Source organism: Gemmobacter caeni (genome assembly GCF_003054195.1).
Lineage (GTDB): Bacteria > Pseudomonadota > Alphaproteobacteria > Rhodobacterales > Rhodobacteraceae > Gemmobacter > Gemmobacter caeni.
The window spans coordinates 311,712-330,350 of sequence record NZ_QBKP01000003.1; the positions used below are offsets into that span (position 1 = coordinate 311,712).

An 18,639-nucleotide genomic window follows, 5' to 3' on the forward strand; every position below is an offset into this window, starting at 1 on the left:
CGCTCAGGTATAATCCGAGCGCTGAAGCCCGTATTTCGCCATTTTCTCGTTCAGGGTGCGGCGCGGCAGGCAGAGTTCCTCCATCACCGCGACAATGCTGCCCTTGTGGCGACGCATGGTGTTGTCGATCAGCATCCGCTCGAAAGCATCCACATATTCCTTCAGCGGCTTGCCCTCTGTGGTCATCGCCGGGCCTGCCGCCTCGTTATCCGCCATCAGAAGCGAGGCGATGGAGCCGGAGCCGCGCCGGTTTTGCAGCACCGCCCGTTCTGCGATGTTCACCAGTTGGCGCACATTGCCTGGCCAGGGGGCCTGCAACAGTTGCGCGGCCTCCTGCGCGGTCACCGGCGGGGCGTCACAGCCATATTCCTCGGCGAATTGTTCCGACATGCGGGTGAACAGCGTCAGAATGTCCTCGCCCCGCGCGCGCAAGGGCGGCAGCACGATGGTCATGGCGCCCAGCCGGTAGAACAGATCGCTGCGCAGAAGCTGCTCCAGCGTCTTGTCGGGGGCGTGTTCGTTGCAGATGGCGATGACGCGGGTTTCCGGCGGCGTGCCCTGATCGTTGATCATGGTCAGCAGGCGCGATTGCAGCGCGTGGCTGAGGCTTTCGATATCTTCCAGACACAGCGTCCCTCCGCGCGCCTCTTCCACCAGCGGCACGCCATCTTCGGTCGGGCCGAACAGCTTGGCGGCAAGCTGATCCTCGGACCAGGCCGCGCAGGAGACGGTGACGAATTTCTTCGACGCCCGCGGCCCCACGGCATGCAGCGCATGGGCGACCAGCGTCTTGCCGGTGCCGGTCTCGCCGTCGATCAGCACATGGCTGTCGGCCTGACCTAGATCGAGAATATCCTCGCGCAGCCGTTCGATCGCGGGGGAGGCACCGATCAGCTTCTTCATGATGGTGGAGCCGTCGGACAGTTCCTTGCGCAGTGCCCGGTTGTCCAGCGTCATGCGCCGCGCGTGAGTGGCGCGCTTTGCCAGTTCGGTCATCCGGTCGGGATTGAACGGCTTTTCCAGAAAGTCGAAGGCGCCCAGACGCATCGCCTCTACCGCCATGGGCACGTCGCCATGGCCGGTGATCATGATGACCGGAAGCGCGCTGTCCATCCCCATAAGGCGTTTGAGGAAGGCCATGCCATCCATGCCGGGCATGCGGATGTCTGAGACGATCACGCCCGGAAAATCGCCGGTAATGGCGGCGAGGGCATCCTCGGCGCTGCCATAGGTTTCGGTGTCGAACCCCGAAAGGGCAAGCCACTGGCTGATCGACTGGCGCATGTCCGCCTCGTCATCCACGATGGCGATCTTCATTGCACGGGCCATTTGGTCCTCATTCTGCTGCCCTGGCTTCGCCGGTCAATATGGGAAGCTGCATTTCGAATACAGCCCCCCCGCCGTCCGCATTCCGCGCGGTCAGCCGGCCGCCAAGGTCGGTGACGATCCCCGAGGAGATGGCAAGGCCCAGCCCCACCCCCTCGCCGGGTTTCTTGGTTGTGTAGAAAGGCTCGAACACGTTTTCGAGTTCCTTGATCCCGTGCCCGTTGTCGCGCACGTTCAGGATTGCAGTTTCCCCCGCCGACAGCAGCAGGTCGATCTGCGGCTGCCGGGTTTCCTTCGTGGCGTCCAGCGCATTGCGCAGAAGGTTGATGATGACCTGTTCCAGACGGATCCGGTCGGCCATCACCATGACGGGCGTGCGGGGCAGGGTGCGGGTGATGCGCACGGTGCGCGCCTTCAGTTGCGGTTCCATCATCGCCAGTGCGTTGGAGACAGAGTTGCGCAGGTCCACCGGCTCGAACGCCTCGCCGCCCTTGCGGGCATAGGATTTCAGTTGCCGGGTGATCGCGCCCATGCGGTCGATCAGATCGTCGATGCGCTGGAAGGAAGACAGTGCCTCCTCCGGCCGTTTGCGTTGCAAGAGCAGCCGCGCGCCCGCCAGATAGGTTTTCATCGCCGCAAGCGGCTGGTTGAGCTCGTGGCTGACGGCCGCCGACATCTCGCCCAAGGCGGCGAGTTTCGACGATTGCGCCAGCGTCAGTTCCGCCACGGCAAGGTTCTTCTGCACCTTCTCGCGCTCCGCGATCTCGCGTTGCAGCCGGGCGTTCAGCAGCCGCAGTTCCGCGCTTTCGCGCTGATAGGTGACGCTGCGCGACCAGGCGCGGCGTGAGAGCATGTAGAAGGTCACGGCCAGCAGGATGGCAAAACCCATGATTTCCAGCGCGATGACGCCATTCACCCGCTCGCGCACCGAATCGTAGGCGGTATAGGTGATGATGCGCCAGCCGCGGAAGGCGACGCGGGTTTCGGTCTTCATCACCGCCTCGCCGCTGAGATAGGCGTCCGGCGGTTCCTGCGCCCAGTCGGCGGCGCCCTGGAGCGCGCGGCGGATGGCAGAGGGCGCATCCCGCGCCTCCAGCGCGCGGGCCAGCGGCAGGCCACGCCAGCGGGGTTCGGTGGCCAGAAGCACCGTGCCCTCGCTGTCGGTCACCAGAACCGCATCCTGCAACCCGGCCCAGGCGCGTTCATATTTCATCAGATCGACCGCGACGACGATGACGCCCAGAACCTGATTGTCAGACCGGACGGCGCGGGAATAGGTGAAATCGAAGCCCGGCGTTTCGCGCGGGGCCACGGTGAAGATCGTGTCTTTGGCCCGCTGCGCCTCGATATACTGGGGCGCGCTGCGCAGGTTGGCGCCAAGCTGGTTGCGGTTGGTCGCGCCGACGATCCGTCCCTCGGCATCCAGAAGGATGATCGAGGCGGCGCCGATCTCGCTTTGAAACGAGATGAGGCGGGCGGAGGTGGCGGAATATTCCTTCCGCGTCAGCGCGCCGATCAGTTCGGGGTCGCGCGCCAGCAAGAGCGGCACCACCGAGGTGCGCTGCAACTCCGAAATCATGTTGCCGGAGTAAAGTGCCAGCCGCAGTTCGGCCCGGTTGCGGGTGACTTCGGTAAAGCGTTCCGACAGCCAGCGGTTGGTGACCAGAACCACAACGGCGCCGAAGATGACCAGCAGCAGCACGACAAGCTTCAGGCGCCAGGAAATCCCGGCGTTTTCGGCTTTCATCTCGGGCTCGGGTGCGGCGTCCTGCATGATCGGCGCAGTCTAGGCGCGGCGCCGGGGGGCCTCAAGGCCGCAGCGCGTCAGGCCAGCGCCATCTTGCCGACCAGCGCCGCAAACAGCGCCGCGCCATCGGCCCCGCCCTGCGCGGCCTCGACCGCGCGTTCGGGGTGGGGCATCATGCCCAGCACGCGGCGGTTGGCCGAAAGGATACCTGCGATATCCTCCATCGAGCCGTTGGGATTGGCGGTGTAGCGGAAGGCCACGCGATCCTCGCCCTTCAGGCGCGCCAGCGTTTCGACATCGGCGGTATAGTTGCCATCGTGATGCGCGACCGGGAAGCTGACCTTCTGGCCGGCGCTGTAGCCTGCGGTAAAGGCGCTGTCGGTGGTGGCCACGGTCATCTCTACCGGCTTGCAGATGAATTTCAGCCCCGCATTGCGCATCAGCGCGCCCGGCAGCAGGTGCATTTCGGTCAGCACCTGAAAGCCGTTGCAGATGCCGATAACATAGCCGCCCCGGTCGGCATGGGCCTTGACCGCGGGGGCGATGGGCGATTGCGCGGCAATCGCGCCGCAGCGCAGATAGTCACCAAAGGAAAAGCCACCCGGCACGCCCACGACATCGACGCCCGCAGGCAGTTCGCTGTCCTTGTGCCAGATGCGCACGACCTCGGCCCCTGCCTTTTCGAAGGCGACGGCAAGGTCGCGGTCGCAGTTGGAACCGGGGAAGGTGACGACGGCGGCTTTCATCGGGCGATCCTTTCAGGGGCAGGCCGCAGGGCAGCAAAAGCGCGGCGGCCGAGGATGCGCAGCCCATAACGCAAAGCCCCTGCCGCTTCCAGCCCCTTCGCGGGCGGATGCTGCGGAAATGAGAAGGGAAAGGTGCCGGATTCTGTTGCCAGGCTCCGGCGGGCCCCGCCTTAGGCGGCTAAGCGTAAGGACTTAAGTTTCGGTTACCCGAGCTGCTTACGCAGCCAGAGCGACCGGAGCACGGTTGTCGTTGGCAACTGTACTTTTGGACCGATAACGGTGGTACCTCACCGAGCGAAAGCTGGCCTCTTTAGACGTCCGTCGATCCTGTTTCGGCCCCCGCCACGCCCAACGAGCGGTGAATGGTGGAGCCGCCGGGTACCGCCCCCGGGTCCGATCCGTTTATTACAGGTGCGTTTATCGCCATAGTCCGGGCGAACCCGAACGCGCCAGATATAGGCGGGGCGGGGCGGGGGCGCAAGCGGCGCAATGAAAAAGGCCCGGCGCATGCACCGGGCCTTTCGTTAGGATGGCGTGGATCAGAAGCCCGCCTTGATCGCCTCGAATTCCTCGATCATCTTGGCGCGCATCTCTGCCGGAACCGGGGTCTGAGCCAGAATCGGCCCCTCGACCGGATCGACGTAAGCCGCCTTGAGCTCCTCGGCCGGGATTTCCTTCATCGCAGCGTCGTTCGACAGTGCATAGCCCAGCTCTTCCAGCAGTGCCGGAGCCGACGAGGGCGCCAGCAGGCTGTTGATGAAGTCATAGGCCTTGTCTTCCTTCCCGGGCGCGTCCTTCATGTTGACATAGCCGCAGAACCAGGTCGTCGCGCCCTCAGTGGGGGTGCGCTGGAAGCCGACCGGGAAATCCTCGGCCTTCAGCGTCGCCACGCCGTCGTTCCACGACCAGGCCACCAGAACCTCGCCCGTGGCCATCAGTTGTGCCATTTCGGCCGGGTCGGACCAGTAGGCGCGGACATTCGGATGCACTTCGCGCAGCCAGTCGGCAGCGGCCTTGAACTGCTCGTCCGTCACATTGTCCCACTGGGTCAGGCCGGTGGCGAGGAAGGCCAGAGACCACACATCGTCGGTGCTGTCCGGCAGCGAGATGCGGCCCGCGTATTTCGGGTCCTTGAACACCTGAAGCGAGGCCACATCGGCCTCAGGCACTTCCTTGGTGTTGTAGGCGATGGCGGTGTAAGCGTAATCGGTCGGGATGAACCAGACGCCCGCGTCGTCCTTGAAGATAGGCGAGTTCAGCAGGCGCGGCGCGATATTGCCGAATTCCGGGATCTTGGCCGGGTCCCACGGCTCGATCAGCCCGGCGTCGCGATAGCGCCCGACATGGGCGGCGCAGGGGTGGACCACATCGGTCTTGAACCCGGACGAGGCTTTCTGGAACGCTTCGTCATCATCGGCGAAGAAGCTGTAGGTGGGTTTGTCGCCATTCTTGGCGACATAGCTGGTCAGAACGCCGTCGATTTCCCAGCCGGCCCAGTCGAGCACGGTGAACTCCGGGTCGGCGGCAAGGGCGGGCGCGGCCAGCAGGACGGCGGCACTGGACAGGATAAGGCTGCGAAAGGTCATGGGTGTTCCTCGGCTGTTGGTCACGGCCCACTCCCCCAAGCGGCCATGTCGGGGACGAAGCTAAGCGAGGGGATTCGGTGTCTCAAGCGGAAATTCCGCTTCCGGGGTCTGGGGTTGCGAAAAAATGCGCATTTTGATCAAAAAATCGGCGCAGGCGGTGCCGGGTGAAGGCTGTGGCGCTTGCGGTGTCTGCGGCTCTGGGTCAGGATCGCGCCGGAACATCAGCAAGAGGGTGATATGCCGCTGGATATTGATTTCGTGCGCCGCCAGTTTCCGGCGTTTCAAAGCGCGGCGCTTCAGGGGCAGGCGTTTTTCGAGAATGCGGGCGGTTCCTACACCTGCAAGCCGGTGATCGACCGGCTGTTCCGCTTTTACCATGACCGGAAGGTGCAGCCCTATGCGCCCTACGAAGCCAGTCAACTGGGCGGGGCCGAGATGGATGAAGCCCGTGCGCGGCTTGCCGCGATGATGGGGGTAGAACGGGACGAACTGTCCTTCGGCCCCTCGACCAGCGCCAATACCTTCGTGCTGGCCAATGCAGTACGGCAATGGCTGCGCGGCAAGAAGGCCGCTATCGTCGTGACGAACCAGGATCACGAGGCCAACAGCGGGGTCTGGCGCCGTCTGGCGGACGAGGGCATCGAGGTGCGGGAATGGCGTATCGACCCGCAGACCGGCCATCTGGACCCGGCCGCGCTGGCGCCGCTGCTGGAGGACGGCCGCGTCAAGCTGGTCTGCTTCCCACATTGTTCCAACGTGGTGGCCGAGATCAATCCGGTGGCCGAAATCTGCGCCATGGCGCATGCGGCGGGGGCTTTCACCTGTGTCGATGGCGTCAGCTACGCGCCGCACGGCTTTCCTGACATGGCGGCGCTGGGGGCGGATGTCTACCTGTTTTCCGCCTACAAGACCTATGGCCCGCATCAGGGCATCATGGTGATCCGCCGCAAGTTCGGGGAAACCCTGCCCAATCAGGCCCATTTCTTCAATGGCGGCACGCTTTACAAGCGCTTCACCCCGGCCGGGCCGGATCATGCGCAGGTCGCGGCCTGTGCGGGGATGGCCGATTATATCGACGCACTTTACACCCACCATCATGGCGAGGCGGCGCATGCCACGCCGCTGGCGCGCAACAATGCGGTCCACGCGCTCATGCGCGCACATGAGGAAGAGGTTCTGCAACCGCTGCTGGATCATCTGGCCGCGCGCAACGATCTGCGGCTGATCGGCCCGCGTCAGGCGGCTGGCCGCGCACCTACAGTCGCCGTTGCGCTGGACCGCCCGGCCGAGCCGGTGGCGGCAGCGCTGGCCGCGCATGGCATCATGGCCGGTGGCGGCGATTTCTATGCCGTCCGGCCGCTGGAGGCCCTGGGCGTCGATCTGTCCCGCGGCGTGCTCCGGCTCAGCTTCGTGCACTACACCACCGCCGCAGAGGTGCAGAAACTGATGGGCGCACTGGACCGCGTGCTCTGACCCTTGCGTGGAAAGGGGCGGGTAAGCCCCTTTCCAACCGCGCGACCCGGCCCTATGGTGGGGGCAAGACGAGAGGGGACCGAATGGCGCGCACGATCGACTATGGCAACCTGATGCACCGCGCGATGCGGGGTCTGATCCAGACCGTGCTGGAGGATGTGGCCGAACATGGTCTGCCCGGTGCGCACCATTTCTTTATTACCTTCGACACCAATCATCCGGGCGTCGAGATCGCCGACTGGCTGCGTGCGCGTTACCCCGATGAAATGACCGTTGTTCTCCAGCACTGGTTTGAAAACCTTGTGGTCACGCCCGAAGGGTTTTCCGTCACGCTGAACTTCGGCAACAGCCCCGAACCGCTGATTATCCCCTTCGACGCCGTGCGCACTTTCGTCGATCCTTCGGTCGAATTCGGCCTGCGTTTTGAAACGCATGAGGACGAAGACGACGAAGAGGATGAGGAAGACGGCGAGGAAGAAGCCGCCGCGCCGGAAGAACGCCCGCGCGAGGCCGAGGTTGTCAGCCTCGACAAGTTCCGCAAGTAATCCGGCATTTTGTCGGGTCTTCTTCGGGCCGGAATTTCCGGCCTGTTAGCGGTATACATCCGTATACCAATTGATTTCGCGCGCGGTGCCGCCTAGAAGAAGCCAACCTTTCAAGGAGGCTTGCCCATGACCGCCACCCGCACCGAAACCGACAGCTTTGGCCCGCTGGAAGTTCCTGCCGATAAATACTGGGGCGCACAGACGCAGCGTTCCATCATCAACTTCCCGATCGGCTGGGAACGTCAGCCGGTGCCGATCATCCGGGCGCTGGGCGTTATCAAGAAGGCCTGTGCTCTGGTGAACAAGGCGCAGGGCGACATGCCTGCCGAGCTGGCCGACGCCATTGCCGCCGCCGCGACCGAAGTGATCGAGGGCAAGTTTGACGACAACTTCCCGCTGGTGGTCTGGCAGACCGGCTCGGGTACCCAGTCGAACATGAACGCGAACGAGGTGATCTCGAACCGCGCGATCGAGATGCTGGGCGGCGTGATGGGGTCGAAGAAACCCGTTCACCCGAACGACCATTGCAACATGGGCCAGTCCTCGAACGACACCTTCCCGACCGCGATGCATGTCGCCATCGGGATGCTGGCGCGTGACGTGCTGCTGCCGGGGCTGGAAAAGCTGCATGCTGCGCTGGCTGCCAAGGCCGAGGAATTCAAGGACATCATCAAGATCGGCCGCACCCATACGCAGGATGCGACGCCGCTGACGCTGGGTCAGGAGTTTTCGGGCTATGCCAAGCAGGTGGAGCGCGGGATCGAGCGGGTGAAGATGTGCCTGCCGCATATCTACGAACTGGCGCAGGGCGGCACCGCCGTCGGCACCGGGCTGAACACCCGTGTGGGCTGGGATACCCGTGTGGCCGCGCAGATCGCCGAAATCACCGGGCTGCCCTTTGTCACCGCTCCGAACAAGTTCGAGGCGCTGGCCGCGCATGACGCCATGGTCATGTTCTCCGGCGCGCTGAAGACGGTGGCGGCGAGCCTGTTCAAGATCGCCAACGACCTGCGCCTCCTGGGCTCCGGCCCGCGCTCGGGTCTGGGCGAGCTGATCCTGCCAGAGAACGAGCCGGGCTCCTCGATCATGCCTGGCAAGGTGAACCCGACACAGGCCGAGGCGCTGACCATGGTCTGCGCGCATGTCATGGGCAATGACGCTGCCGTTGGTTTCGCAGGTTCGCAAGGGCATTTCGAGCTGAACGTCTACAACCCGATGATGTCCTACAACGTGCTGCAATCCATGCAGCTTCTGGGCGATTCGGCTTCGGCCTTCACCGACAATATGGTGGTGGGCACGCAGGCGAATGTGGCGCGCATCGACAAGCTGATGAAGGAAAGCCTGATGCTGGTGACGGCGCTGGCGCCGACCATCGGCTATGACAATGCCACCAAGGTCGCCAAGACCGCGCACAAGAACGGCACGACGCTGAAGGAAGAGGCGATCGCGCTGGGCTTCGTGGACGAAGAAACCTTCGACCGCGTGGTGCGCCCCGAAGACATGATCTCGCCGAAGGGGTGAGATGAGGTCGGGCGCGTAAGGCGCCCCCGATGAAACGCTCCTGTGGAGCGTTTCAAGCATCGAATCAAGCATCGAACGCCCGCGCACGCTTGCGCGGGCCGGAAGAGGATCGTCTCGGTATTTGCAGGCCAAGCGCTTGCATTCCACGAGAACCGCGAGAAAATGGAGCCGGGGCCATGCCCCGGTCCCGTCAGGAGGAAAGCCATGGCCGAAGTCGTGAACCTCAATCGTTTCCGCAAGGCAAAGGCGCGGGCAGAGGCGCGCGATGAAGCGGATGCCAATGCCGCGAAGTTCGGTCGCAGCAAGGCGCAGAAGGCGCGCGAGGCGGCGGACGCCGAACGGGCGCGGGCCGAACTGGATGGCAAGAAGCGCGAGACGGATCAGGATTAACCTCGCATTAAGTCAGGTCCGAGAGGATCGGTGGCGGAGGTGCCCGATGATCCCGACCCGTATTGCCCCCGACGCCGACCGATGGATCGTGCAGCTGTTTTCGGCCCGTGCGGTGGCGGAAGGCGGCATCATCCGCCGCAGTGCCGCCGATGTGGACCGGCTGATCGGTCGTGACCGCCTGCTGCACGAGGTGCGACGACGCGGTTACCGGCTGGTGGAAAACGCCGGGCAATTCGTGATCTTCTGCAACCGCGACCCGATCCGGCTCTTGCACTGACCGCGCCACCGGGCGCAAATTTCTTGCTAAGAAATTTGCAAATCTTTTGGCGCAAAAGATTTGTCCCAAGCCCCGAGGTACCCGCGATGTCCGCCCGTCCTGCCAAGCATTCCCTGACGCTGCGGGGCCATCGCACCAGTGTCTCGCTGGAGGCCGAGTTCTGGCACGGGTTCCGCGAACTTGCCGCCGCGCGGGAGATGGGCCTGAACGAGTTGGCGGCGGAAATCGACGAAAGCCGTGAGGGCGATATCGGCCTTGCTTCAGCGATCCGCCTTGCGGTGTTGCGGCATTACCAGCAGCGCGGCTGACGGTTGCGCCTGCCGCGCCATCGGGTAGCCTTCACGACGAAGGAGACCGCCATGACGCAGCAGACCACCGTTTACCTGGCCGACTACCGCCCCTACAGCCATCCACTCGACCGGGTGGAGTTGACCTTCCGGCTGGCGCCGCAGGCGACGCGGGTTGTCGCGCGACTGCATTTCCGCCCTGATCCGGCGCGCAGTCCCGGCGCGGATTTGCGGCTGGATGGCGAAGGTCTGCGGCTGATCCGCCTTGCGCTGGACGGCACCCCGCTGGATTGCCAGCCCGACGACACCGGCCTGACGCTGCCCGCCGCGCTTTTGCCTGCCGATCCTTTCGTTCTGGAAACCGAGGTCGAGATTGCCCCCGTGGGCAATACCGCGCTGGAGGGGCTTTACATGTCGAACGGCATGTATTGCACGCAATGCGAAGCCGAAGGTTTCCGCAAGATCACCTACTACCCCGACCGCCCGGATGTCATGGCGCGGTTTCATGTGCGGATCGAAAGCGATCTGCCGGTGCTGCTGTCAAACGGCAATCCGGCGGGGCAGGGGCCGGGATGGGCCGAATGGGATGACCCCTGGCCGAAGCCAGCCTATCTGTTTGCGCTGGTCGCGGGGGAACTGGTAGCGCTGCCTGATCATTTCCTCACGGCCTCGGGCCGCGAGGTCGCGCTGAATATCTGGGTGCGCGCGGGCGACGAATCGCGTTGTGCCTATGCGATGGATGCGCTGAAACGCTCAATGCGCTGGGATGAGCAGGTCTACGGTCGCGAATACGATCTGGATGTGTTCAACATCGTCGCTGTGGACGATTTCAACATGGGCGCGATGGAGAACAAGGGGCTGAACATCTTCAACTCCAAGCTGGTTCTGGCCTCGCCCGAGACTGCGACCGACACCGATTATGAACGGATCGAGGCGGTGATCGCGCATGAATATTTCCACAACTGGACTGGAAATCGCATCACCTGCCGCGACTGGTTCCAGCTGTGCCTGAAAGAAGGGCTCACCGTATTCCGCGATCAGCAGTTCTCGGGCGACATGCGGTCGCATGCGGTGAAGCGGATCGAGGATGTGCAGGCGCTGCGCGCGCGGCAGTTCCGCGAGGATCAGGGGCCGCTGGCCCATCCGGTGCGGCCTGACAGCTTTGTCGAGATTAACAATTTCTACACCGCCACCGTTTACGAAAAAGGGGCCGAGGTCATCGGCATGCTGAAGCGTCTGGTGGGCGATGCGGAATATGCCCGTGCGCTGAATCTCTACTTCGCGCGCCACGATGGCGAGGCGGCGACGATAGAGGACTGGCTGAAGGTGTTCGAAGATGCGACCGGCCGCGACCTCGGGCAGTTCAAGCGCTGGTATACCGAGGCAGGCACCCCGCGTCTGACGGTGGAGGAGGAGTGGAAGGACGGTATTTATTCACTGACGCTGGAACAGCATCTGCCGCCGACACCGGGGCAGCCGGTGAAAGCGCCGAAGGTGATTCCGGTGGCGGTGGGCCTGCTGAACCCGAACGGTGACGAGGTGCAGCCGACCACCGTTCTGGAGCTGACCGAAACACGGCAGAGCTTCCGCTTCGAGGGGCTTGCCAGTCGTCCCGTTGCCTCGATCCTGCGCGGCTTCTCGGCGCCGGTGGTACTGGACCGCGCCGTCAGTGCGGCGGAGCGCGCCTTCCTGCTGGCGCATGACACCGACCCGTTCAACAGGTGGGAGGCGGGGCGCGCGCTGGCGAAAGAGGTGCTGGCCGATCTGGCAGCAGGCGCCCCGACCGTGGGTCCTGACTGGCTGGAGGCGATGGTGCGGCTGGTGCAGGACGACAGCCTTGATCCCGCATTCCGCGCCCTGGCGCTGCGCCTGCCGGGGGAGGATGACATGGCCGCGACCCTGGCGGCCGCAGGCAAACAGCCCGACCCGGCAGCACTTCATACGGCCCGGCGGCGCATGGCGGCGGCGTTGGCCGGGGCGCTGGCCCCGGCCTTGCCCGGGCTGATGGAGGCGACGCAGATCACTGGCGCCTTCTCGCCCGATGCGGTTCAGGCGGGCAAGCGGGCGCTGCATAATGCCTGTCTTGGGCTGCTCAGCCTGCGCGACGGAGGCGCGGCCGCCGAGGCGGCCTTTGCCGCCGCGACCAACATGACCGACAGCCTTGCCGCGCTTGCGGCGTTGCTGGAGATCGGGCGCGGCCAGCCGCAGCTTGACGCCTTCGAGGCGCGCTGGCGCGGGGACCGTCTGGTCATGGACAAATGGTTCATGGTTCAGGTGCTGCATGCCGCCCCCGACCAGACCGCGCGAACGGTCGAACTCCTGACCGCGCGGGCCGATTTCGACTGGAAGAACCCCAACCGCTTCCGGTCGGTCATCGGCGCGCTCAGCGCCAATCACGCAGGGTTCCATTATCAGGATGGTGCCAGCTACCGGCTGTTGGCCGACTGGCTGCTTCGGCTGGACCCGAAGAACCCGCAGACGGCGGCGCGTATGTCCACCGCTTTCGAAACTTGGCGGCGCTACGATTCGGGGCGTCAGGGGCTGATCCGGGCTGAACTGGCCCGCATCCTCGCCACCTCCGGTCTCAGCCGCGATCTGGGCGAGATGGCGACGCGCATGGCGGGCTGAGCTAAAGGTCCATCCGGGGGGCTGATGCCCCCCGACCGGGTCATCAGCCTTTCTGGCAGTAAATCTGCTGGCTGATCCAGTTGCGCATTTCCGCGCGCGTATTCGACTTGCGGAAGGGCATCCAGTCGCGTCCGATTCCGCGATTGCCGCCGCCGACGGCCATACCGTCCCGCTGCACATGGTAGGCCATCATCTCGACCGCGCAGTCCAGATTGGCAGTCCCGTTCTTCAGCGCCGAGGCCGACGTGGCCTCGCAGCCGTAGTTGCGGGCAGAACGCGGCGAAATCTGCATGATTCCAATATACTTGCCGCCACCGCCGACTGCTGCCGGGTTGTGGCTGCTTTCATATTTCCCGACCGCTGAAATCAGCCCGGCCCAGAAGGCGCGGCGCTGCGGCAGGGGCGCGTCGCTGTAGGCCGGACACCAGCTGTCGATATCTGCGGGAACGCGATCGGCCAGAACCTCATCTTCCTGTGCCACGGCCATCAGGGTATTGGCTGTCCATTCGGCGGCTTCCGGGCGGTGGTCCCAACGCATCGGGGGCGGTTCCGCCGCGCGCGAGACCAATTGTGCGGCCTCGGTCGTGCAGCCTGCCAGAGCCAGTGCGACGAACGCGCCCTGCATACCCCGGATGATCGCAGTTTTCCCCAGCATCCCTTGCCCAAGGTGGCATCGCCCCCAGCGGCGACAGGCGTTATTTGCCTGCGCAACCGCCCTCCGGGCTAGCGTGCTGTACGGACATGCGCGAAAATCCGCCCGCAGCGCCTTGCCGCGCTGCGTGGCGCTGCCTATGAAGGGGGCAAGTTTGCAAGGGGAAACCGATGCTCGACCTGACCTATGAAGCGCCGAAACCGAAGGTGATCGCCGGGGCGAAACACGACTGGGAACTGGTGATCGGGATGGAGATTCACGCCCAGGTTTCCTCGAACGCCAAGCTGTTTTCCGGCGCCTCCACCGCCGTGGGGGCCGAGCCGAACAGCAATGTCAGCTTCGTTGATTGCGCCATGCCGGGCATGCTGCCGGTGATCAATGAATATTGCGTCGAACAGGCGGTGCGTTCGGGGCTGGGGCTGAAGGCCGCGATCAACCTGCGCTCGGCCTTCGACCGCAAGAATTACTTCTACCCGGACCTGCCGCAGGGCTATCAGATCAGCCAGCTTTACCACCCGATCGTGGGCGAGGGCGAGGTGCTGGTGGAGATGGGGCCTGGCGTGGCGCGACTGGTGCGGATCGAACGCATCCATCTGGAACAGGACGCCGGAAAGTCGATTCACGACATGGACCCGAACATGTCCTTCGTCGATTTCAACCGCACCGGCGTCGCCCTGATGGAGATCGTCAGCCGCCCCGACATTCGCGGCCCCGAGGAAGCGGCAGCCTATGTCTCCAAGCTGCGGCAGATCCTGCGCTATCTGGGCACCTGCGACGGCAACATGCAGAACGGCAACCTGCGTGCGGATGTGAACGTGTCGGTCTGCCGCCCCGGCCAATACGAGAAGTATCAGGAAACGCAGGATTTCTCGCATCTGGGTACGCGCTGTGAGATCAAGAACATGAACTCGCTGCGCTTCATTCAGGCGGCGATTGACTACGAGGCGCGGCGCCAGATTGCCATTCTGGAAGATGGCGGTTCGATCACGCAGGAAACCCGGCTTTACGATCCTGACAAGGGCGAAACCCGGTCGATGCGGTCGAAGGAAGAGGCGCATGACTATCGCTATTTCCCCTGCCCGGATCTGCTGCCGCTGGAAATCGAGCAGGCATGGGTCGATGACATCGCCGCGCGGATGCCCGAGCTGCCCGATGCCAAGAAAGCGCGCTTCATGGGCGATTTCGGCCTGACTGACTACGATGCCAGCGTCCTCACCGCCGAGCTGGATTCGGCTGCCTTCTTTGAGGCCGTGGCTCAGGGGCGCGATGGCAAGCTGGCGGCGAACTGGGTCATCAACGAACTGTTCGGCCGGCTGAACAAGGAAGGTCACGCCATCGGCGACAGCCCGGTCACGGCTGCGCAACTGGGTGGCATGCTTGATCTGCTGTCGAAGGGCGAGATCACCTCGAAAATGGCCAAGGATCTGTTTGAAATCCTGTGGACCGAAGGTGGTGACCCCGCCGAGGTGGCGGCGGCGCGCGGCATGAAGGCGGTCACTGATACCGGCGCCATCGAGAAGGCGCTGGACGATCTGATTGCCGCCAATCCGGCGCAGGTGGAAAAGGCCAAGGTCAATGCCAAGCTCGCCGGGTGGTTCACGGGTCAGGTGCTCAAGGCGACCGGGGGCAAGGCTAATCCGGCGGTGGTAAACGAGATGGTGGCCAAAAAGCTCGGGCTCTGACGCAAGGGCTGGTAGACAGGAAGGGGGCGGACACCAGATCCGCCCTTTTTCTATTTCATCCCTGCCCATCGGCCGCTTTGTGCCGGATTATCTTTCAATCGCTTGGACTTGCGCGCGGAATCTGACATTCTGCGCGAAGTTTGCGGGAGGCACGCATGCAGCAGTATGAATTCAAGGTCATTCCGGCGCCGCGCAAGGCCGAAAAGGTCCGGGGTCTGAAATCGGTCGAAGACCGTTTCGCCCATGCGCTGATGCAGCTGATGAACCGGCTGGGCGCCGAGGGCTGGGATTATGTCCGGGCTGATGTCCTGCCCTGTGATGAACGGGTGGGTCTGACGGGTAAGGCCACCAATTTCCACAACATGCTGGTGTTCCGCCGTCCGGTTCGGGCCGAAGCGGTCGCGGCGCTGCCCGAGGTGGCCGAAGTTGCTGCGGCGATGCCCGCGCGTCTGACCACGCATACGGAGGAAGGCCGGGCGCCTGCCGTTGGCCCGGCACGTCCGCAGGAAAAGCCTTCCGACAACCCTGAAATCGCCGCCGAGTGATCAGCCACGCGCGGCGGCCAATGCCTTGGGCAGGGCAGCCGCGAACTTGTCCATCAGTGCGGCGGGGCCGCAGCTGACGCGGATGCAGCGGTCATGTGGCGCAACGAAGGGCATGCGGATGAAGATGCCGCGCGCCGCCAGTTCACGCACGACCGCGCGCGCGAAATCGCCATTGGCACCGCAGTCGATGGTCACGAAATTCGTGGCCGAGGGCAGGGGTGTCAGGCCGTTGTCGTGCGCGATCACGGTGAGACGGTCGCGGGATGTCGCGACTTCGTTCCGCACATGGGCCAGCCAGTCCTGATCGGCCAGCGCGGCGAGTGCCCCGGCCTGCGCGATGCGCCCCATGCCGAAATGATTGCGCACCTTGTTGAAGGCCGAGACCAGCCCCGGCGCCGCGATGGCATAGCCGACACGCAGCCCCGCCATCCCATATCCCTTTGAAAAGGTGCGGAAGCGGATCACGCGCGGGTCGTCTGCGTCGATCCGGGCCTCGGTCCCCGGCGGCGCGAGGTCGATATAGGCCTCGTCCAGCACCATCAGAACGCCCTCGGGCAGCCGGGCCGCCATATCGGCGATCACGGTGCCGGGATGATGCGAGCCCATCGGGTTGTCCGGGTTGGCGACGTACAGCAGTTTCGGCTGAACCTCCGCCGCGCGGGCCAGCAGCGCCTCTGGGTCTTCATGGTTGCCGATATACGGCTCCTTGTGCAGCAGCCCGCCAAAGCCCGCGACGTGAAAGTTGAAGGTCGGATAGGCACCATCCGAGGTGACCACGGCATCGCCCGGTTCCACGACCAGTCGCACCAGATAGCCCAGCAGCCCGTCGATCCCTTCGCCTACCACGATATGATCCGGCGTCACGCCGTGATGCGCCGCCAGCGCGCCCCGCAGATCGTGGTTTTCCGGGTCGCCATACATCCAGACATCCTGCGCTGCTGCCGCCATTGCGGCGATGGCGCGGGGCGAGGGGCCGAAGGTGTTCTCATTCGCGCCAAGCCGCGCGGTGAAATGGTGGCCCGAGGCGCGTTCTGCGGTTTCCGGTCCGACGAAGGGCACGGTGGCGGGCAGCGACTGAACGAGCGGGGTGTAACGCGGGGACTGGGTCATGGCCGCATATCAGCCGGAAACCGGCCGGCCTGCAAGATCAGCCTTTCATGAAGGCGCGCCGCGCCTCTTCGGCCATGGCCTGCCGCATTTGCAGATCGGCCAGAACCCGCATTGCCGCCTTGCGTTCGGCCTCGTCCACCAGCGTGGCAAGATGCGCCTGCTGGGCGAGGACCTGCTTTTTCAGGGTGATTTCCTCGGGCAGCGCACCGGCTTCGGCCATGATGCGAAACCCCACAGCCTCGCCCGCCGAAACGAAGGCATCGCCGGGCCGATCAGGCAAAGGCTGCCCCTCACCCTTCAGGCCCGAAAGCTTCCCCTCGGCGCGGGCTTTCATCATCATCCGTTCGGCAATGCGGTTCAGCCATGTCATGCGCTGATTCTGGGCCTGCCCGGACGTAAAGACAAGACCTGCGACAAAGGGTTGCACCCGGCGGCGAAACGGCGCGATATGGCGGCATCCCCGGAAAACGTGTCGCCCGAGGCCTGACAGTGATCGAACGCAGACCGACTTTCGCCCCTTTCGCCAACCCCGACTTCCGCCTGCTCTGGACTGCAACGGTGATTTCGCAGCTTGGCGGACTGATCCAGACGGTCGGGGCGGGGTGGCTGATGACCTCGCTGACCGACTCGCATCAGCTGATCGCGCTGGTACAGGCCTCGAACACGCTGCCGATCATGGTGCTGTCGCTGATCGCAGGCGCGCTGGCCGACAATTTCCCGCGCCGCATCATCCTGATCTGGGCGCAGGTCTTTCTGTTTACCGCCTCGGTGGCGCTGTCGGTCGTGGCCTTCTGGGGCACGATGACGCCCTGGCTTCTGCTGTCTTTCACCTTCCTGATCGGCTGCGGCACGGCGCTTTACAATCCGTCCTGGCAGGCCAGCATGGGCGATATCGTGGAACGCGAGGATCTGCCGCAGGCCGTCAGCCTGAACTCCATGGGGTTCAATATGATGCGCTCGGTCGGACCGGCGATCGGGGGGGCGGTGGTGGCGGCGTTCGGTGCGGCTGCGGCCTTTGCCATCAATGCGGCGAGCTATCTGCCGCTGCTGGGCGCGCTGATGCGCTGGCGCCCGGCCTATCCCGAACGGCGGCTGCCGCGCGAATCCCTGCGGGCGGCGCTGTCGTCGGGGCTGCGCTATGTGGCGATGTCTCCGAACCTGATGCGGGCCATGGCGCGGGCGGGGCTGTTCGGCTTTGGGGCCTGCGCGGTGCTGGCGCTGCTGCCGATGGTGGCGCGCGATCTGCTGCACGGCACCGCGCTGACCTACGGCATCACGCTGGGCGCCTTCGGCTTTGGCGCCATCGGCGGGGTGATGCTGAACGGACCGCTGCGGGCACGGCTGAAGAATGAAAGCATCGTGCGCGGCGGCTGTCTGGTCTTTGCCGTGGGGCTGGTCGCGCTGGGGTTGAGCCGCAGCCTGTGGATGACCGCGCCTGCGCTGCTGATCTGCGGCGGCGCTTGGGTCATGTCGCTGTCGCTGTTCAACGTGACGGTGCAATTATCCTCGCCGCGCTGGGTGGTCGGGCGGGCGCTGTCGTTCTATCAGACGGCGGCCTTTGGCGGCATGACAGTGGGCGCCTGGGTCTGGGGCGCGGTGGCGGATGCGGGCGGCGTCAGCCTTGCGCTTTACTTCGCCGCAGGCGCGCTGGTGCTGGCCGCGCTGTCGGGGCTGTGGCTGGCGGTGGGCGAGTTCGGCGGCCTCAGCCTTGATCCGGTGGGGCCGTTCAATGCGCCGCCGCTGCGGCTGGATCTGCGGGGGCGGTCGGGGCCGATCATGGTGATGATCGACTATCGCATCGCCGAGGAAGATGTGCCTGCGTTTCTGGAGGTGATGCAGGAACGTCGCCGCATCCGTCGCCGTGATGGCGCGCGGGCCTGGGCGCTGCTGCGCGATCTGGAAGACCCCGATATCTGGGTCGAAAGCTACCACGTCGCGACCTGGGTCGAATATATCCGGCATGTCGAACGGCGGACGAAGGCCGATCTTGCCAATCTGGAGCGGCTGCAAGCCCTGCACCGAGGGCCGGGCAAGCCCGTGGTGCACCGCATGATCGAGCGGCACAGCATCCCGCATCCCGGCGAGATGGTGTTGAAACCTGGGCCTGATCTGCCGTGACGGCGA

The 18,639-nt window shown here is 64.7% G+C and carries 17 protein-coding genes and 1 other RNA gene; 10 read left to right on the plus strand and 8 right to left on the minus strand.

All coding sequences use genetic code 11. The annotated features are described in order from the left end of the window. Positions 1–3: 3 nt before the first annotated feature. The 5 genes from C8N34_RS06880 to C8N34_RS06900 form a co-directional block, all read right to left on the minus strand. A complete protein-coding gene (locus C8N34_RS06880; protein ID WP_054301810.1) occupies positions 4–1,329 on the minus strand; it encodes a sigma-54-dependent transcriptional regulator in 1,326 nt (441 codons plus the stop codon). Positions 1,330–1,336: 7 nt separating this feature from the next. After that, positions 1,337–3,100 carry a sensor histidine kinase gene (locus tag C8N34_RS06885; RefSeq protein ID WP_054301811.1) on the minus strand — a complete coding sequence of 588 codons (1,764 nt, stop codon included), beginning with the start codon at positions 3,098–3,100 and terminating at the stop codon, positions 1,337–1,339. A 50-nt stretch (positions 3,101–3,150) separates the two neighbouring features. After that, positions 3,151–3,819 (minus strand): phosphoribosylformylglycinamidine synthase subunit PurQ, encoded by a 669-nt coding sequence (gene purQ / locus C8N34_RS06890; RefSeq protein WP_108128290.1) that lies wholly within the window; start codon positions 3,817–3,819, stop codon positions 3,151–3,153. A 131-nt stretch (positions 3,820–3,950) separates the two neighbouring features. Beyond that, positions 3,951–4,304, minus strand: a transfer-messenger RNA (tmRNA) gene (gene ssrA, locus C8N34_RS06895). Positions 4,305–4,358: 54 nt separating this feature from the next. Next, positions 4,359–5,405 carry an extracellular solute-binding protein gene (locus C8N34_RS06900; protein WP_108128291.1) on the minus strand — a complete coding sequence of 349 codons (1,047 nt, stop codon included), beginning with the start codon at positions 5,403–5,405 and terminating at the stop codon, positions 4,359–4,361. 237 nt (positions 5,406–5,642) lie between these two features. On the opposite strand from C8N34_RS06900, the gene C8N34_RS06905 reads away from it, so the two are divergent. The 7 genes from C8N34_RS06905 to pepN all read left to right on the plus strand — a co-directional run bounded on the left by C8N34_RS06905 (position 5,643) and on the right by pepN (position 12,526). Then, entirely contained in the window at positions 5,643–6,878 is a 1,236-nt protein-coding gene (locus C8N34_RS06905; protein WP_108128292.1) for an aminotransferase class V-fold PLP-dependent enzyme, read from the plus strand. A gap of 83 nt (positions 6,879–6,961) precedes the next feature. Then, on the plus strand, positions 6,962–7,423 hold the full coding sequence (locus C8N34_RS06910) for an SspB family protein (protein WP_054301815.1): 462 nt from the start codon (positions 6,962–6,964) through the stop codon (positions 7,421–7,423). A 126-nt stretch (positions 7,424–7,549) separates the two neighbouring features. Continuing rightward, complete coding sequence (fumC, locus tag C8N34_RS06915) at positions 7,550–8,944, plus strand: class II fumarate hydratase (RefSeq protein WP_108128293.1); 1,395 nt, start codon at positions 7,550–7,552, stop codon at positions 8,942–8,944. A gap of 204 nt (positions 8,945–9,148) precedes the next feature. Beyond that, positions 9,149–9,334 carry a DUF4169 family protein gene (locus C8N34_RS06920; protein ID WP_054301817.1) on the plus strand — a complete coding sequence of 62 codons (186 nt, stop codon included), beginning with the start codon at positions 9,149–9,151 and terminating at the stop codon, positions 9,332–9,334. A 46-nt stretch (positions 9,335–9,380) separates the two neighbouring features. Continuing rightward, positions 9,381–9,611 (plus strand): N-(5'-phosphoribosyl)anthranilate isomerase, encoded by a 231-nt coding sequence (locus C8N34_RS06925; protein WP_108128294.1) that lies wholly within the window; start codon positions 9,381–9,383, stop codon positions 9,609–9,611. A gap of 86 nt (positions 9,612–9,697) precedes the next feature. Then, positions 9,698–9,919 (plus strand): ribbon-helix-helix domain-containing protein, encoded by a 222-nt coding sequence (locus tag C8N34_RS06930; protein WP_054301819.1) that lies wholly within the window; start codon positions 9,698–9,700, stop codon positions 9,917–9,919. 51 nt (positions 9,920–9,970) lie between these two features. Next, positions 9,971–12,526, plus strand: coding sequence for an aminopeptidase N (gene pepN, locus C8N34_RS06935; RefSeq protein ID WP_108128295.1), 2,556 nt, complete (start codon positions 9,971–9,973; stop codon positions 12,524–12,526). A gap of 43 nt (positions 12,527–12,569) precedes the next feature. Here pepN and C8N34_RS06940 read toward each other — a convergent pair whose 3' ends face one another. Continuing rightward, a complete protein-coding gene (locus C8N34_RS06940) occupies positions 12,570–13,181 on the minus strand; it encodes a transglycosylase SLT domain-containing protein (RefSeq protein WP_229825186.1) in 612 nt (203 codons plus the stop codon). 167 nt (positions 13,182–13,348) lie between these two features. On the opposite strand from C8N34_RS06940, the gene gatB reads away from it, so the two are divergent. Continuing rightward, entirely contained in the window at positions 13,349–14,860 is a 1,512-nt protein-coding gene (gatB, locus tag C8N34_RS06945) for an Asp-tRNA(Asn)/Glu-tRNA(Gln) amidotransferase subunit GatB (RefSeq protein WP_108128296.1), read from the plus strand. 155 nt (positions 14,861–15,015) lie between these two features. Then, the gene (locus tag C8N34_RS06950; RefSeq protein WP_108128297.1) at positions 15,016–15,405 is read left to right on the plus strand and encodes a DUF4177 domain-containing protein; all 390 of its coding nucleotides are present in this window, start codon (positions 15,016–15,018) and stop codon (positions 15,403–15,405) included. Here C8N34_RS06950 and C8N34_RS06955 read toward each other — a convergent pair whose 3' ends face one another. Next, complete coding sequence (locus C8N34_RS06955; protein WP_108128298.1) at positions 15,406–16,515, minus strand: pyridoxal phosphate-dependent aminotransferase; 1,110 nt, start codon at positions 16,513–16,515, stop codon at positions 15,406–15,408. Between the two features lie 37 nt (positions 16,516–16,552). Further along, the gene (locus C8N34_RS06960; protein ID WP_108128299.1) at positions 16,553–16,885 is read right to left on the minus strand and encodes a DnaJ family domain-containing protein; all 333 of its coding nucleotides are present in this window, start codon (positions 16,883–16,885) and stop codon (positions 16,553–16,555) included. Positions 16,886–17,004: 119 nt separating this feature from the next. Between C8N34_RS06960 and C8N34_RS06965 the strand changes: the two genes are divergently transcribed. Further along, positions 17,005–18,633: an MFS transporter gene (locus C8N34_RS06965; protein WP_054301825.1), complete on the plus strand. Its 1,629-nt coding sequence runs from the start codon at positions 17,005–17,007 to the stop codon at positions 18,631–18,633. Positions 18,634–18,639: the final 6 nt, after the last annotated feature.